The organism is Salinivibrio sp. AR647 (assembly GCF_001995415.1).
GTDB lineage: Bacteria > Pseudomonadota > Gammaproteobacteria > Enterobacterales > Vibrionaceae > Salinivibrio > Salinivibrio costicola.
This window is the reverse complement of sequence record NZ_MUFE01000007.1, coordinates 118,352-134,068: the sequence shown is the minus strand read 5'-3', so window position 1 is coordinate 134,068 and position 15,717 is coordinate 118,352. Positions and strand designations below refer to the sequence as shown.

The window sequence follows — 15,717 nt, the reverse complement described above, 5'->3', positions numbered from 1 at the left end:
TTATCATCTTCAATATATCTGTGATTCACATATGAACATCAGTTATTTTGAACATGTTGCTTTTGAACACCTTGCTTTTGAACACGTTGGTGCACGCGTGAGACGTGCACCAATCCTGTTAATTTGATACTCGGCTTGAGCAGAAGCTGCGCACTCCCGACGATAAAGAGCCAGGTGCCGCTTTCTATCAATGCATCATTGAGAAAAAAGAAGCTTCCAATCAAAAACCAGATCGCAATCAACAGGTCGTTAAATGCACCAAAGGCTTCATAACGACGCTGAATCGCAAAATGCTTATTACCAATATCAATATCCAGCTCTCGGCCATTACGCTGTATCATTTGCTTCCTCTGGACCTTGGTATTAATAATCGATGGCATTAACAGTCAATGTGTTGGCGTTTAATCCCCAGCATCGTCTGCACCATATTCAAGAAGAAGGTGACAGCACTCATGCCTAAAAACAACCATGCAAGAGGAATGAAGGCGAATAGCTCTTGTATCGAACTGTTTGCAGCTATTTGTGGTGTGGAAAGGTTGAAAGCGAGCAGGCAACCGATGCCGAGTAGAAAGAAGATAAAAGATGTACGAAAATGTCGCAGTAGGGTTAACATAAAACCTTTTTTAATTGCTTCAGTACCCTTTGTGACTGACTACTGTCTCAGAAGTTCCCTGTTTTTTGCATTTTTTTCAAAAAAAAGCGTTCACCATGTTGGTACCAAGGTGAACGCTGGCCTACGTGATTAGCTTAACACCAATAAATCATCGAACCTACAGCTTGTAGGTCGAGACTTTGTCGTTCAGTTTGGTGGCTTGATGACGCAGATTATCCGCCTCTTGTGAGGTATCGTTAGCGCTGTGTACTAAGTGCTCAGACACGTCCTTGATTGAGGTAATATTCTGTGTGATTTCACTCGTGACATGAGTCTGCTCTTCCGCTGCCGTGGCAATTTGCGTCGCCATATCACTTATCTGATTTACCGCCGCATCAATTTCACTCAGCGCCGCAGTAGCTTTATCAACATCAGCAACCGAATCGCCCGCCAGGGATGAACTGCTTTCCATGGTCGACACAGCGCTAGCAGTTGTGGTTTGCAAGGTCTCGATCGTTGATTTAATTTCTTCTGTGGACGCGTGTGTACGTTGCGATAAGATACGAACTTCGTCGGCTACCACCGCAAAACCGCGACCTTGTTCACCCGCACGTGCCGCCTCGATCGCCGCATTCAATGCCAACAGATTGGTTTGCTCGGCAATACCTTGAATGGTCGATAATACGGTTGAAATCTCTTGCGAGTGTTTGTCCAACTCGGCAACGATGGTGCTCGCCTGCTTGAGTTCATCCGATAAGCGTGTGATCGATGTTTTGGTATTTTCAACCACCGCACGCCCGTTATCGGTACTCTCCGTCGACGCTTGCGCTGTACTGGCCGTGTGCTCCGCGTGAGAAGCAATCTCTTGCGTGGCGGAGGCCAGTTCAGTAACCGCCGTGGCTACCATAGTGACTTCTTGTTGCTGTTGATTAATATCATCTACGTTACGGCGAGCGCGTTCCGTACTGCTATCTGATTGCGAGGTCAACTGCTGCGCTTGTTCACGAATATGGCTGATGAGCTGATGCATACTGCCAACGAAAGTGTTGAAGTTTTTTGCCAACTGCCCCACTTCATCGTCGCTTTCTACCTCAATCCGTTGCGTAAGATCACCGCTACCATGAGCAATTTGCTCCAACGCGTTGGAAACATTGGTTAACGGCCTAAACAGTATATTAACCAGTAAGTTAAATAACAGCGTGCATGCAATAACAACCGCAATAGTGACCGCAATTTGTCCCCATACCGCATCAAACAGTGGTGCCACTAAGGAGTCGTAATTAATGACGGTCACCGTGATCAAATCGGTATCTTTGATCGCTTTTGCGTATACGACACTTTCAGCGCCGCCTACCTCAGCGGTGACACTCCCACCGGAATTCATCGCCGATTTTATCGTATTAAACGATAACCCTAGTTCACTAATGGATTGATTAAGCAGATCGGTGTTCGCATGCGTAAAAACATTGCCATCCTGGTTGGCAATAAACATATAACCACTACCAGGCAAAATAACTTTCTCCAAGCCCTCGATGATATCGCCAATCTCTACATCTGCGCCCAACACCAAGGTTTGCCCATTAAACTGCAATGCCTTACCCAATGAGACAACATTCGCCCCCGTTGCTGCAGCTACCGTTGGATTATCCATAAACACATTAGACGGCGAAGCCTTGGCATTGGTGTACCAGCCCCATTTTCTAGGATCGTCATTACCCGGCGGCAACACCACCCCATTGGCATTATCTTGGCTACCGTCCGGATACGCGAGAAAGACATTATCAAATCCGCCCGAATCGCGAACCTGTTTGAGGTGAGTAACCATGTTGTCTGGATCCGCTTCGCGGGTCAGTGATGTCATGGCTCGCTCTTTGGATGCCACCCAATCCGACACATACTGATTATACGACGCTGTTGTACTCTCTAGTCGTTGCGCCACTTCTGTATCGAGTCGCGACAAAGAGGCTCTAAAAGAAAGCGCCTCGACCAGAAAGCCACCGATAATAATGGCAAGCCCGGCAGAGACCGCCAGCTTGTGCTTGAGGGAAAGTTTTTTAAACATAACTGCCTTGTTAGTCCGTCATAATGTATTAATTATAATTTCAGTAAAACAGTGTTCCTGACGCCCGGCAAAATGGGCGCCAAACAACTGATAGGTCCATCACAACATTTTTGTGAAAGGGTTACTCAGTCTGTTGTTAACTGGCTATAAAACAGACCACATACTGCAACAAACCTAAGCTTACGGTCACTGTTATTGTATCGCACTCACAGCTTAACAGGCATGGTAGCGGGTTGCCTGCGCCAGATCAGATAAATGTAACAAGCTGAAAAGTTGAATATTACGTTCAACATCCAAATCCTTATTCTCACCTCGCAACTTTTAATGACCTACACTACGCTTTAACTAATTGAGATAAACGCTAATAGGGGCGAATTGAATGGACTTGTTTGCAGATCAACGTGACGGCGCAGCGCCCAAGTCTACTGACACAAATACAGCGTCGGCGGCAACGCCATGGCGTATACTGCTGATTGATGACGATGATCTGATGCATGAAGTGACACGGCTAGCGCTGACAGGGTTCACTTTTCAAGGACGCCCGCTAGAGCTGCTTTCTGCCTTATCAGGTCAGGAAGCAAAAGAGATTTTACAGCGAGAGCAGGACATTGCCTTAGCGCTTGTCGATGTGGTGATGGAAACCGAACATGCTGGACTTGACCTGGTACGCTATATCCGTAACGAAATGAACGATCATGTTATTCGGCTAGTGCTACGCACAGGTCAAGCGGGACAGGCACCAGAAGATAGCGTAATTCGTGACTATGACATTGATGACTACAAAGAAAAAACCGAGCTGACGACACAAAAGCTGAAAACCTTACTCTACTCGATGCTCCGCTCGTATCGCGATCTATGTACGATAGAAGAACAAAAGCAAGGCCTTAAGCGCGTGATTGAGGCATCAGCCAATGTACAGAACACCACTAATCTTCAACATTACGCCACTGCGGTGTTAGAACAGCTTACCTCACTGCTTCATATTCACGATTCTGCCTTTTATTGCGTGGTACAACCACGCCCAGGCGCCGAAGAAACAAGAGCGTTAACCCTCGCCGCGACCGGTGAATATGTGGACTGCTATACCGAGTGCGCGTTTGAAAAACTGCCTCCTATTGTATCAGCTCGATGCAAACAAGCCCTCGAAACTCGGACGAGTATTCAGTTTGATGATGGGTTTGTTCTATTCCATCGTGATGATGAGGATGTCGAATTTCTGTTGTACGTCAACCACGCGAAAACTCTTTCGGAATTAGATCAGCATTTACTCAAAATATATATGCAGAACATTGGTTTAACCTTTGAGAACCTCAGCCTCATGGTGGATCTTCGCGAAACCTCCAAAGAGCTGGTGTACAACCTTGCCAATGCCGTTGAAGCGCGGAGTAAAGAAACCGGCGCTCATGTACAACGTGTGTCTTTATTTTGTGAAAAACTGGGCGAGCTGTATGGGCTGGATGAACAAAAAACGATGCTGATGAAACATAGCTCACCGCTGCATGATGTGGGTAAAGTCGCCATTCCTGACGCTATTTTACATAAACCCGGTAAGCTCAATGCAGAAGAGTGGGACATCATGAAAAAACACGTTGAATATGGCGTAGAAATACTGAGCCATTCAAAGCGACGATTAATCTTAGAAGCCAAGGAAATAGCAGCCACACATCATGAAAAGTGGGACGGCAGTGGCTATCCTAACCAGCTAGCCGCAGAGGCAATCCCGATTAGCGGGCGCATTTCAGCTTTGGCCGATGTATTTGATGCGCTAGGGTCTAAACGGTCTTACAAAGAAGCGTGGACAGATGACGATATCCGTCATGAGTTATTCGCGCAACGCGGCAAACATTTTGAACCCAAGCTCGTCGATTTACTCCTTGAGCATTGGGATGACTTCGTTGCCATTAGGGAAGCGTACCCAGATTGAACTGAAGATTTACATTTAGATTTTTCTCTTAATCATCATTACAGCGCGCCAGTCTATCTATGACCCGAAGCCATAAATTCGATGACAGCATTCGTAACCCTTTCTTCAGCCTAGTAGGCCGACGCATTCTGCTGATTATGGTTTGTCTCAGCGGTTTTTTCACGCTATTGACCACAGTGTTACAGAGCTATTGGCAGTATGATGAAGCCTTTAGTCAAGTGGAAAATCGCCATGATGAAATTGAGCATATCCACGCCGAATTAATCGCGAGCTCACTGTGGATTTACGATCTCACCAGTGTTCAAGAGCGAATCGATGGATTAGTCAACCTTCCTCATGTTGACTACCTAGCCATACGGTCCGAAAACTATCTTTTTGAGGCAGGCAAGCCAGTCGACCTGAAAAAGATGGTGAATGAATACCCACTGGAATATGATGACCCAGATACAGGTAAAACGCAGCGCGTCGGTACCGTCTATGTTGAGTCAAATATCCAGACCATCTATACCGAATTGACGCAGCGTTTTTTTATTACCTTGCTACTCAACCTCATAAAAACCTTGCTGGTTTGCTTCTTCATTCTCTTAGTCTTTCATTATACCGTCAGTCAAAGAGTCTTTAAAATTGCTCAATTTCTTCGCCACTACAACCCACTCGATCCCAAGGACGACAAACTCATTTTGCCGCGAAAACGCTTCATTATGGAAAGAGAGGATGAGCTCGACTGGCTTGCCGACGAAGCCAATAAAATCACCAATAATATGTTAACGCTTTACCGTAATATTATGTTAGAGCGTGAACGGCTATCGGACTTTACCCATGTATCTTCTGACTGGCTCTGGGAAACCGATGCCGATCTCAAGCTCACTTTTTGTTCTGAGCCAATGCGACAAGCATTCGGTTTAGGGGCCAATCGCTTTCCCAACCTCAAAGACTTAGTGCATGGCATTGGCTGTCAGCAATTTGTGACTTATCTTAATCATCAACAAGACTTTGCCATGTGTGAAGAAACCATCCCATTCGGAGAGCAAAGCCGTTATTTTGTATTTCAAGCGATCGCCCATCATGGTGTGAATGGCTTTCGGGGGTTTCGTGGTACCGGCATTGATATCACTGAGCTTAAAGCCGCGCAATTTGAACTGGAAGCATTGAACCAAAATCTAGAGTTAACGGTGGACGAGCGAACCAGAGAGCTGCAAGAAAGTATGGAACACCTAACCGCGGCGCAAGAGCAGTTAGTTGAGTCAGAGAAACTGGCCGCGTTAGGAAGCTTAGTCGCCGGCGTTGCACATGAAGTTAATACCCCGTTGGGGATCGCGGTTACCGCCTCCTCGGTTGTTCAAGACGTCACCAAAACGCTCAATCAAGCATTTGAAAACCAAACCCTGACCAGCACGCAGTTTGCTTCTTTAATGAAGCAGGCGAATGAGAGCATACAAATGCTCGAGCATAACCTAACACGTGCCACACGTCTTATTCGCGACTTTAAACAAACCGCGGTCGATCAAGTCTCTGAAGCACTCACTGAATTCGATGTCAAACAAACCTTAGATGCATTGATTGCTAGCCTGCACCCAGAAACGCGTAAAGTCCCAGTGACGCCGCAGGTTGTAGGTGATAACAATATACGGATGTACAGTTTACCTGGTGTGATCACTCAAATTATCTCAAACCTTGTCATGAACAGTATCAATCATGCTTTTGAAGATACTCAATCGCCTGAAATCATTATTGAATTTGAAACACAAGACGACCATCTGTACCTCAGTTATCAGGACAACGGATGTGGTATTGATCCCGCTCTACATCATCGTATCTTTGAACCTTTTTATACCACTAAACGCGGACGGGGCGGATCAGGCCTAGGGCTGAATCTGGTATTTAATTTGGTTAGGCAAAAGTTAGAAGGCGAGCTTCAATTTGAATCAGAGCCAGGAAAAGGCGCTAAATTTATGTTTTTAATCCCTTTGAGCTTATCGACTCGCAGCTCGCGAAACGTAAGCAAAGACAAGCACTAAGGCGATAAAAAGAGCATGGGAAAGCTGCAAAAATTTGAACAAGGGTTAAGTCATCCACTGTTTAGCATTGTTGGACGGCGTATCATTTTATTGATGGTGCTTCTCAGTGGCGTTTTCACCATCATGACAACGCTCTTGCAACTATCATGGGACTATGAAGAGGCATTCAATAACGTTGATAAACGCCAATATGAAATTAAGAATGTACATGCAGATCTGCTTGCATCCTCACTCTGGGTCTTTGATCTGGTCAGTGCGCAGAACCGCCTCAACGGCCTGGTTAATTTACCCTATATTGATTACCTATCCGTTGAGTTTGATGAGGTTGTTTTAGATGCCGGTCAACCCAACACACAAAGTACGGTCACGAGCGAAACAGTGCTCACTTACGTGCACCCAGACACCGAGCGTCGTATCGAGCTCGGGGTTTTAAAGATTGAATCAGACACACAAAAAATCTATGACGTGTTACTACAACAATTTTTAGTCACGCTGCTTCTTAATGGCGTTAAAACACTGATTGTCTGCGCGTTAATCCTGTGGGTATTTCACCAAAGTGTCAGCCAGCGGGTTTTCGCCATCGCCAAGCATTTACGTCAATTTGATCCTTTAGCACCGACTCATGAGCCGCTAAACCTAAAACATCGCAAGTTTATCATGGAGAAAAATGACGAACTGGACTGGCTCGCTGACGAAACCAATAAAATCACCTTACGGATAAGTAACCTTTATCAAAATATTATCTTAGAGCAACAACGGTTAGCGGACTTTACTAACGCTGCGTCAGACTGGCTTTGGGAAACCGACGCGACACAGCGACTCACCTTTTGTTCAGAAGCAATGCAGTCTGCGTTGGCTATTTCGATTGAGTCCCCTACAAAAATAAAAGCGGTTCCAGCACTTATTCATTGCGCGTCGCTGCTAAACAAAATGGATGCCTGTGAAAGCTTCACCATGTGTGAGGAGCATATCACCCTCGACGGCAATACCCATTATTTTGTTTTCCAAGGCGTCGCGCATTTTAACGGTCAAGGCTTCGTCGGTTTTCGAGGGACAGCAATTGATATTACCGAGCTAAAGCAAACACAGTTTGAGCTAGAAAAACTGAATCAAACCTTGGAGGCTACCGTCGAAACGCGGACTCAAGATTTAGAACACAGTATGGCCCATCTCAAAGCGGCACAGAATCAGTTGGTAGAATCAGAAAAACTCGCGGCGCTCGGACGTTTAGTCGCCGGTGTCGCCCACGAGGTCAATACACCACTTGGGATAGCCGTAACCGCCAACTCAGTAATTAAAGAGGCCGTTTCACGCTTGAATACCGCGTTCGAGCAGCAAACGCTAACCAGCCAACAATACACAGAATGGATGCAACAAATCACAGACGGCACTGGCATGCTAGAAAATAACCTCAATCGTGCCGCCCGCTTGATTCGAGATTTTAAACAAACCGCAGTCGATCAAGTCTCTGAAAGCCGCAGTCAATTCCGCCCTGTACAAACCCTGGATGCGCTCGTAGGGAGCCTGCATCCTGAAACGAAAAAAGTCCCAGTAACACCTGTTGTCGAGGGCGATGCGGAACTACTGATGAGTAGCTTGCCGGGCGTATTAACGCAAGTCATTTCAAACTTAGTGATGAACAGCGTTCGTCATGCCTTTGAAGGGGTAAGCAATCCGAATATCCACATCAAAGTGATAGACCATAACGACGAGGTTGGCATCGTATATACTGACAATGGTGTGGGGGTGCCTCCCGACTTACATCAACGCATTTTTGAGCCCTTTTATACGAGCAAGCGCGGCAAAGGAGGGTCAGGATTGGGGCTGAACCTTGTTTTTAATTTGGTATATCAAAAGCTGCAAGGCCAGCTCAAATTTGACTCTGACGTTAACCAAGGCGTGGCGGTCACATTAACGTTACCCAAGTTTCTTCAAGCATCTCCCCATTTGGAAGACACTGAGACAAAAAATGGCGGGGCTTTAAACGAGTAAAGAGCCAGCATGGCTGGCTCTTGGTGATTAACGTCTAACGCAGGCAGAATTTAAGCCAGCGCCGCGTCTTCTTCCGGTGCGGGGGCATGCTCAGGAAGATAGCGGTAGTATTCCGCATCTTTCGCCGGCGAAAGCGTGTGGCCCATGATCATATCAGCGGCCTTTTCAGCCACCATGATCGTCGGCGCATACAGGTTACCATTGGTAATCGCCGGGAAAACGGACGCATCAACGACACGTAAATTTTTCACCCCATGCACATTCAATGATTCATCCACCACGGCCATTTCGTCACTTTCAAGGCCCATCTTACATGTACAGCTTGGGTGATAGGCACTTTCCCCTTCTCGAGCCACAAAATCGAGGATCTCCTGATCCGTCTGTGCCTCGCTGCCCGGCGAAAGCTCTTTGCCACGTAAATGATCAAAAGCCGGCTGGGCGATGATATCGCKAGAGACACGGATCGCTTCCACCCACTCTTTACGCTCTTGTGGCGTTGAAAGGTAGTTAAAGAAGATCTCTGGCTTCTCATCCGGGTTGGTACTACGAATTTTGACATGGCCACGCACATCAGTATTCATCGGCCCAACGTGTAACTGGAAACCATGTCCTTTGTTCGGCGCCGAACCATCATAACGGATCGCCAACGGCAAAAAGTGGAACTGTAAATTCGGGTAGGCGACTTCGTCGTTACCGCGCACAAATCCACCCGCTTCAAAGTGGTTAGTCGCGGCAGCACCTTTACGACGGAAAAGCCAATCAAAACCAATTTTGGGCTGATTGTGATACTTCAAGGCCGGATACATACTCACAGGCTCTTTACATTCGTACTGCACATACAGCTCTAAGTGATCTTGTAAGTTTTCTCCCACGCCWGGCAAATGATGCACCGGTTTGATACCTAAGTTTTTCAGCGTATTCTCATCACCTACACCGGATAATTGTAAGAGCTTGGGTGAGTTAATCGCGCCGCCGCAGCTGATAATTTCAGCCCCATAAGCGGTTTTTTTGCGACCCCACTTACGGTATTCCACCCCAATCGCGGTTTTACCTTCAAACACGATCTTATCGGTCGTTGCCCCTGTCAGTACTGTCAGATTTTTACGGTTCATGACCGGGTGTAAATACGCCCGGGCAGCACTGTGACGACGGCCGCGATAGATATTTTGATCAAAAATACCAAAGCCTTCTTGCTGATAACCATTCACGTCGTCGGTCAATGGATAGCCCGCTTGTTGCGTCGCGTCAAAGAACGCACTAAACAGAGGGTTATCACATTGTGCGGTTTCAATCGCCAGCGGACCATTGTTGCCATGATAGTCATCTTGGCCTTTTAATCGCGTCTCACACTTGCGGAAATACGGTAAGCAATGGGCATAATCCCATTTTTTCAGCCCGTGATCGTTGGCCCACTTTTCATAATCCAGCGCATTACCACGAATATAAATCATGCCATTAATACTACTGCTACCACCCAGCACTTTACCGCGCGGCTGCGCAATGCGGCGATTATGCATATTCGGTTCGGGCTCGGATTCATAGAGCCAGTTATAGGTGCTATCTGTTAGCAGATAGGTTAACGCCGCAGGCATGTGAATACGAAAATCAATACGATAGTCAGGGCGTCCCGCCTCGAGTAACAGCACCTTGTTATCTGGATTGGCACTTAAACGATTCGCCAGTACGCAGCCTGCCGAGCCTGCACCAACAATGATGTAGTCGTAATTTTGTTGCTGTCCCATAAAACCTCCAGTTTTTGTCCTTCCCGCGCGCAGGGCATAAGCCCGGAATAATCGCAACACGGGTGATGGGTATGATTGTGTAGAGGTTTCCTTTTTGATGATTTTTATAATTCGCTTGATACTTGTGCATCAATGCATTGTTGTAGCAACCGATAATGGTGGCTAATCGTTGCTTGTGCCTTAAACGGCTCCGCAGCGATAATGTGGTTAACGGTCTGTTGCCAGTTTTCCACTGTAAGACGACGGTAATCCGTCGCCTGATAAAGCGCATAGTCGTGTGAGCTAAACCCTTGCTGTATCGCATGCATCACCCACTCAAAAATCGGATTTCCCGACATGGTAGCAATCAACAAGTTCAGTGCTCGGTCGAGCTCCCCTAAACGAGCGAGATCGGGCTCATCATCTTTGGCAAGTGCCGCAAGCTCGGCGACCTTATCGTTCAACTGTTGCTTTTGTTCTTTTGTTCCACGACTGATCGCGAGCAGTACTAAGCTGTGATCGACGGTTTCACGAAATTCCGCCACTTTGTCTGCTTTGACGTGACTTTGTTTTAAGAACAATGCCAGTGACTCGCTAATATTGTGCACGTCAACTTGGCGGACAACCGCTCCGCCTTTTTGCCCTTTACGAATTTCAATCAAGCCTTTTTGTTTGAGTGATTGAATCGCCTCGCGCACTACCCCACGCCCCGTCCCAAACTGTTGCTGTAGCTCACGTTCACTGGGTAACTTGTCTCCCGGCTTCAGCGCTTCCGATAAAATCGCAGATTCGATCTGCAAGGCAACGTCTTCACTGGCACGTCCCATTTGTACCGGATGAAACAGACTGGTTGTGGATGCTGTCATGATGGCCCCTCTCTTTTGGTCCTACCAAACTAGCAAAATAATCGTTATATCGTCAAATTTATCTTTAAAAACCTCTTTTGGTAGTACCTTAGCGATGAGCTTGGCGATTAAACCTCGATATTTGGGATTGGGTCTTGAATAGAGAGTAGTCAGTGACTATCATCACGTTTTTTATTTATAAAGGAGAGTTGCCATGCGCATGACGCCGCCCTAGTCGTTCCCGCCTTATTTTTTCACCTTGTATAATCATATTCCTTTAAAAGACTGAGACTGTTCATGATTGAAACGATGAAACGTGATTGGTTCTCCAATCTGCGTGGTGACGTGCTGGCTGGCATTGTGGTAGCTCTAGCGTTAATTCCAGAAGCGATTGCTTTTTCTATTATTGCGGGTGTCGACCCGAAAGTGGGGCTGTATGCCTCATTCAGTATTGCAGTGATCATTGCCTTTGTCGGTGGTCGACCCGGGATGATCTCTGCGGCAACCGGCGCCATGGCGTTATTGATGGTGACGCTAGTCAAAGAGCACGGCCTTGAATATTTATTGGCCGCCACCGTACTAACGGGTGTTTTGCAAATTCTGGCCGGTTACCTCAAGCTCGGCGATCTCATGCGCTTTGTATCACGCTCGGTGGTCACTGGGTTTGTTAACGCCCTTGCGATCCTCATTTTTATGGCCCAGTTACCCGAGCTCACTGACGTGACGTGGCACGTGTATGCCATGACGCTGGCAGGATTAGCCATTATCTATTTGTTCCCATACGTTCCTGTGGTCGGTAAATTATTGCCATCGCCATTAGTATGTATTTTGGTCCTGACGACACTCGCAGTCAGTATTGGACTAGACATTCGGACTGTGGGCGATATGGGCGAGTTGCCAGATACCTTACCGGTGTTTTTATGGCCCGATGTGCCGCTTAACCTTGAAACCTTGATGATTATCTTCCCGTACTCAGCAGGGCTAGCGGTAGTCGGTTTGCTCGAATCGATGATGACCGCCACTATTGTGGACGATTTGACCGACACCAGCAGTGATAAAAACCGCGAGTGTAAAGGCCAAGGTATCGCGAACATTGCTACCGGCTTTATTGGTGGTATGGCCGGTTGTGCGATGATTGGTCAATCGATCATTAACATCAAATCCGGCGGTCGTTCACGCTTATCCACCCTGTGTGCCGGTACACTTCTGTTGATCATGGTGGTGTTTTTAAGCGACTGGATAAAGTTGATTCCTATGGCGGCCCTGGTGGCGGTAATGATCATGGTCTCGATTGGGACATTCTCGTGGAGCTCTATCAAAGATCTTAAAACTCATCCTTTATCAACCAATATTGTGATGGTCACCACCGTGATTGTGGTGGTGGCAACCCATAACTTGGCCATTGGTGTTTTGGTCGGTGTGTTATTGGCATCCTTGTTCTTTGCCAACAAAATTGGTCGCTTTATGGTGGTTAAAAGCGAGCAAACCCAAGCTGACGAGCGTACCTATCGCGTTGTTGGGCAGGTCTTTTTTGCCTCTTCCGAGCAGTTCATTGCATCGTTTGATTTTAAAGAAGCCGTTGAACGCGTCACCATTGATCTCTCTGATGCGCATTTTTGGGATGTTACTGCCGTCTCATCGCTCGACCGCGTGGTGATTAAATTCCGCCGCGAAGGCACCGAGGTAAATTTAGTGGGCATGAATGAAGCAACCGCCACCATTGTGGACAAGTTTGGCGTCCATGATAATCCGGAAGAAGTGGAAAAAATGATGGGCGGACACTAAGGAGCGCACGATGAATAAAATTATTGCTTGTATTGATGGTGCGTCGTACACCCAATCGGTGACAGATCTTAGCGTTTGGGCGGCTTCACGCCTGTCTGCACCGCTGACCTTTTTACATGTGTTGGAAAAACCCGCGAGTAGCGATTCTGAGTTATCAGGCAGTATTGGTTTAGGCAGTCGCGATCAGCTCATGAGTGAACTGGTCGAGCTGGATGAAAAGCGTGCCAAACTGGCCTTGCAACATGGTAAGGCCCTGTTGCATGAGTGCGAAGAAGTGGCGCTATCAAAGGGGCTGACCGAGGTCACGCGCTTGCAACAACATGGCCACTTGCTTGAATCTTTGCTAGCGCTTGAGTCGACCATGCGGGTGCTGGTGATTGGCCGGTCCGGTGATTTGCACCAGAACGATGCCAAAGCGATTGGATCGCAACTCGAAAGCGTCGTCCGCCGTATTCACAATCATATTTTGATTGCCACCGGGGATGTCACTCCACCCGATAGTTACCTTCTCGCGTTTGATGGCAGTGAGGTCAGTGAAAAACTGGTAGAGAAAGCCCTGAACACGCCCCTTCTCAAGGGCATGACCTGTCATTTGGTGGTGGTAGATAACGACGCACATTCAGAGGCGTTTGAACGTGCAGCCCAACGCTTAACCGCCCAAGGTGTCGATGTTGTTCAAGCACGTTTATCGGGCGAGCCCGCTCAGGCTCTATTGGCGTACCAAGCGCAACAAAATGTGGGCTTAATCACCATGGGCGCTTACGGTCATACCAAGCTGCGTCAGCTGTTTGTGGGTAGCACCACCACACGCATTGTGATTGATTCGCCCGTCCCTCTGTTATTGATTCGATAGCGGTTATTTATATATCTAGGCGGAGTGCTGCTCCGCCGCTTTACCCCTTCTATATCCCCTAATCCGCAAGACGATTAAAGGTCATACCGCAACGACATTGTCTGGCGGTGTAGCCTTCTGTGACGACATTCAAAACGCGCTCTTGCTTTTGTGCGCATAAGTCTGGTCACAATTTTCTTGGTGTGGTGTCATCCATTGAGCACCAACAGTTATTAAATCTTGATTTTTTCAACTAGAGTCGAAGTAGACCGCTATATAAAAGTAGAGAAAATCGATGATAAAAATCATGTCCGTCGCGCTTCGATGGCCGATTATACAAACAGCGCTTAAAGTGGCTTTTGTGGTTGGAACGATACTCAATGTTATCAATCAAGGCCATGCTCTATTGGGCGAGAGTCCGATTGCATGGGGGCAAGTGTTTCTCAATTATCTGGTTCCTTATTGCGTCTCTTCATACAGCGCAGCCAAGATAGAAATGCGCGAGGATACCCGATCATGAGTACCGATCTGAACATGCACTCTCTATCGGATATCAGTGATGAAGTATTTAAAGATCCGCAGTTTATTAGCAACCTAAGAAAAGAGATGCTTAAGTTTGCTCAGCTTCAATTAAGAGACGATGCTAAAGCGGAAGATGCGGTGCAAGACGCATTATTGGCGGCCTACCGGAGTATCGAAAAGTTTAGTCGTCAATCCGCGTTTAAAACATGGGTTTTCGCTATTTTAAAGAATAAAATCATAGATATACTGCGAAAAGGTCAGAGGGAAATCAGTGTAAGCGAACCTGTCAGTGATGAATCAGATGCATTCGATGAAGTGCTGTTTACTCAGCGCGGATATTGGCATACTGATGAGCGCCCAGAGCGATGGTCGACACCAATGGAGTCAATAAAAGATGAGCAGTTCTGGCTGGTCTTTGAAACGTGTTTATATGCATTACCTGAAAACTTAGCGCGCGTTTTTATGATGAGAGAATTTGTCGAGCTAGAGAGTGATGAAATATGTCAAAATTTAGCGATCACCACGAGTAACTTGCACGTTTTAATGTATCGAGCACGACTAAGATTGCGAGAATGTTTAGAAAACAAATGGTTTCGAGGAGCACGGCAATGATGATGAACTGTCAACAAGCCACTCGCTTACTGTCTGACGCTTTGGACCGTGAGCTGACGATAAAAGAGAAAGCGGCGCTCACTGTTCATACGTCGATGTGTTCGGGGTGCCGCCATTTTGGTAAGCAAATGGGCACAATCCGGCAAATCAGTAAGCAGTTTGTCAATGGCGATAGTCCCGACAAAAATCAAGACTCATAACCTCCCTCATAACCTCCCAGCCTCCCGCCACCAGTGCCCAGTTATCATTAGTCACATAATATTTTGCCATATCTTATTCGTGACGCACGTGTGAAAAACCATACAAATTATCTTGTCTCTTCTACAGTGAACAATGATTACCAAAAAATAATTTCAAAAGATGTGTAAGAAACGGATAGGTATACACGACAAATCAGTAGAGACAAGGAAACAGTCGCAAGCCGTGATGAGATGATGACCATCACATTGCGCACTCTCTTTCTCTATCTTATTGATTCAACGAAAATCGTTAAAGACAATGGAGAGATATGATGAACAAAGCCATAGTTTCAGCGTCACTAGTCACTGCTCTGAGTACCGCATTAGTCATGGCGGCAGCGCCTGCTGAGGCGTCAGGAATGAAAGACAAAGAAAAATGCTACGGCGTTGCCTTAAAGGGACAAAATGATTGCAAAGCCGGGCCAGGCACCTCATGTGCCGGTACATCAGTCAGAGATTATCAAGGCAATGCCTGGTCACTGGTGCCTAAAGGGACCTGTGAACAAACAGTTTCGAAAACGTCGCCAACAGGGTTTGGTCAGCTAGAACCTTTCGAAGAAAAGAACGCGTGAT

Annotated in this window: 14 protein-coding genes; 9 read left to right on the top strand and 5 right to left on the bottom strand. The window is 46.9% G+C overall.

Annotation, left to right across the window (positions count from 1 at the left end):
• Positions 1 to 38 precede the first annotated feature (38 nt).
• The 3 genes from BZG76_RS10405 to BZG76_RS10395 form a co-directional block, all read right to left on the bottom strand.
• Entirely contained in the window at positions 39 to 341 is a 303-nt protein-coding gene (locus BZG76_RS10405) for a YrhK family protein (protein WP_077461280.1), read from the bottom strand.
• 38 nt (positions 342 to 379) lie between these two features.
• Positions 380 to 613 carry a DUF3955 domain-containing protein gene (locus tag BZG76_RS15670; RefSeq protein WP_021022767.1) on the bottom strand — a complete coding sequence of 78 codons (234 nt, stop codon included), beginning with the start codon at positions 611 to 613 and terminating at the stop codon, positions 380 to 382.
• A gap of 157 nt (positions 614 to 770) precedes the next feature.
• Positions 771 to 2,654, bottom strand: a complete 1,884-nt coding sequence (locus BZG76_RS10395) for a methyl-accepting chemotaxis protein (RefSeq protein WP_077461279.1) — start codon at positions 2,652 to 2,654, stop codon at positions 771 to 773.
• A gap of 379 nt (positions 2,655 to 3,033) precedes the next feature.
• Here BZG76_RS10395 and BZG76_RS10390 point away from each other — a divergent pair, with 379 nt between their 5' ends.
• From BZG76_RS10390 to BZG76_RS10380, 3 genes are read left to right on the top strand one after another with little or no spacing between them, the layout of a single operon-like run.
• Entirely contained in the window at positions 3,034 to 4,578 is a 1,545-nt protein-coding gene (locus BZG76_RS10390; RefSeq protein ID WP_077461278.1) for a DUF3369 domain-containing protein, read from the top strand.
• A 59-nt stretch (positions 4,579 to 4,637) separates the two neighbouring features.
• A complete protein-coding gene (locus tag BZG76_RS10385; RefSeq protein ID WP_077461277.1) occupies positions 4,638 to 6,596 on the top strand; it encodes a sensor histidine kinase in 1,959 nt (652 codons plus the stop codon).
• Between the two features lie 15 nt (positions 6,597 to 6,611).
• Positions 6,612 to 8,588: a sensor histidine kinase gene (locus BZG76_RS10380; protein WP_077461276.1), complete on the top strand. Its 1,977-nt coding sequence runs from the start codon at positions 6,612 to 6,614 to the stop codon at positions 8,586 to 8,588.
• Between the two features lie 50 nt (positions 8,589 to 8,638).
• Here the strand turns inward: BZG76_RS10380 and betA are convergent, their stop codons facing one another.
• Entirely contained in the window at positions 8,639 to 10,330 is a 1,692-nt protein-coding gene (gene betA / locus BZG76_RS10375) for a choline dehydrogenase (protein ID WP_077461275.1), read from the bottom strand.
• Positions 10,331 to 10,434: 104 nt separating this feature from the next.
• A complete protein-coding gene (locus BZG76_RS10370) occupies positions 10,435 to 11,175 on the bottom strand; it encodes a FadR/GntR family transcriptional regulator (protein WP_077461274.1) in 741 nt (246 codons plus the stop codon).
• Between the two features lie 276 nt (positions 11,176 to 11,451).
• Between BZG76_RS10370 and BZG76_RS10365 the strand changes: the two genes are divergently transcribed.
• The 6 genes from BZG76_RS10365 to BZG76_RS10340 all read left to right on the top strand — a co-directional run bounded on the left by BZG76_RS10365 (position 11,452) and on the right by BZG76_RS10340 (position 15,716).
• Positions 11,452 to 12,939, top strand: a complete 1,488-nt coding sequence (locus tag BZG76_RS10365) for a SulP family inorganic anion transporter (RefSeq protein WP_077461273.1) — start codon at positions 11,452 to 11,454, stop codon at positions 12,937 to 12,939.
• Positions 12,940 to 12,949: 10 nt separating this feature from the next.
• Entirely contained in the window at positions 12,950 to 13,792 is an 843-nt protein-coding gene (locus tag BZG76_RS10360; RefSeq protein ID WP_077461272.1) for a universal stress protein, read from the top strand.
• Positions 13,793 to 14,066: 274 nt separating this feature from the next.
• Complete coding sequence (gene nrtS / locus BZG76_RS15440; protein ID WP_077461271.1) at positions 14,067 to 14,291, top strand: nitrate/nitrite transporter NrtS; 225 nt, start codon at positions 14,067 to 14,069, stop codon at positions 14,289 to 14,291.
• Positions 14,288 to 14,905: a sigma-70 family RNA polymerase sigma factor gene (locus BZG76_RS10350; protein ID WP_077461270.1), complete on the top strand. Its 618-nt coding sequence runs from the start codon at positions 14,288 to 14,290 to the stop codon at positions 14,903 to 14,905. Before nrtS ends, BZG76_RS10350 begins: the two co-directional genes overlap by 4 nt.
• A complete protein-coding gene (locus BZG76_RS10345) occupies positions 14,902 to 15,105 on the top strand; it encodes a zf-HC2 domain-containing protein (RefSeq protein WP_198532332.1) in 204 nt (67 codons plus the stop codon). Before BZG76_RS10350 ends, BZG76_RS10345 begins: the two co-directional genes overlap by 4 nt.
• Before the next feature lie 311 nt (positions 15,106 to 15,416).
• Positions 15,417 to 15,716 carry a BufA1 family periplasmic bufferin-type metallophore gene (locus BZG76_RS10340; RefSeq protein ID WP_108743668.1) on the top strand — a complete coding sequence of 100 codons (300 nt, stop codon included), beginning with the start codon at positions 15,417 to 15,419 and terminating at the stop codon, positions 15,714 to 15,716.
• The last annotated feature ends 1 nt before the right edge of the window (position 15,717 follow it).

What these genes read in the sequence shown, in the direction of transcription:
- BZG76_RS10405 (WP_077461280.1), bottom strand. Translation starts at nt 341, where the DNA reads ATGATACAGCGTAATGGCCGAGAGCTGGATATTGATATTGGTAATAAG.
- BZG76_RS15670 (WP_021022767.1), bottom strand. Translation starts at nt 613, where the DNA reads ATGTTAACCCTACTGCGACATTTTCGTACATCTTTTATCTTCTTTCTA.
- BZG76_RS10395 (WP_077461279.1), bottom strand. Translation starts at nt 2,654, where the DNA reads ATGTTTAAAAAACTTTCCCTCAAGCACAAGCTGGCGGTCTCTGCCGGG.
- BZG76_RS10390 (WP_077461278.1), top strand. Translation starts at nt 3,034, where the DNA reads ATGGACTTGTTTGCAGATCAACGTGACGGCGCAGCGCCCAAGTCTACT.
- BZG76_RS10385 (WP_077461277.1), top strand. Translation starts at nt 4,638, where the DNA reads ATGACCCGAAGCCATAAATTCGATGACAGCATTCGTAACCCTTTCTTC.
- BZG76_RS10380 (WP_077461276.1), top strand. Translation starts at nt 6,612, where the DNA reads ATGGGAAAGCTGCAAAAATTTGAACAAGGGTTAAGTCATCCACTGTTT.
- BZG76_RS10370 (WP_077461274.1), bottom strand. Translation starts at nt 11,175, where the DNA reads ATGACAGCATCCACAACCAGTCTGTTTCATCCGGTACAAATGGGACGT.
- BZG76_RS10365 (WP_077461273.1), top strand. Translation starts at nt 11,452, where the DNA reads ATGATTGAAACGATGAAACGTGATTGGTTCTCCAATCTGCGTGGTGAC.
- BZG76_RS10360 (WP_077461272.1), top strand. Translation starts at nt 12,950, where the DNA reads ATGAATAAAATTATTGCTTGTATTGATGGTGCGTCGTACACCCAATCG.
- nrtS (WP_077461271.1), top strand. Translation starts at nt 14,067, where the DNA reads ATGATAAAAATCATGTCCGTCGCGCTTCGATGGCCGATTATACAAACA.
- BZG76_RS10350 (WP_077461270.1), top strand. Translation starts at nt 14,288, where the DNA reads ATGAGTACCGATCTGAACATGCACTCTCTATCGGATATCAGTGATGAA.
- BZG76_RS10345 (WP_198532332.1), top strand. Translation starts at nt 14,902, where the DNA reads ATGATGATGAACTGTCAACAAGCCACTCGCTTACTGTCTGACGCTTTG.
- BZG76_RS10340 (WP_108743668.1), top strand. Translation starts at nt 15,417, where the DNA reads ATGAACAAAGCCATAGTTTCAGCGTCACTAGTCACTGCTCTGAGTACC.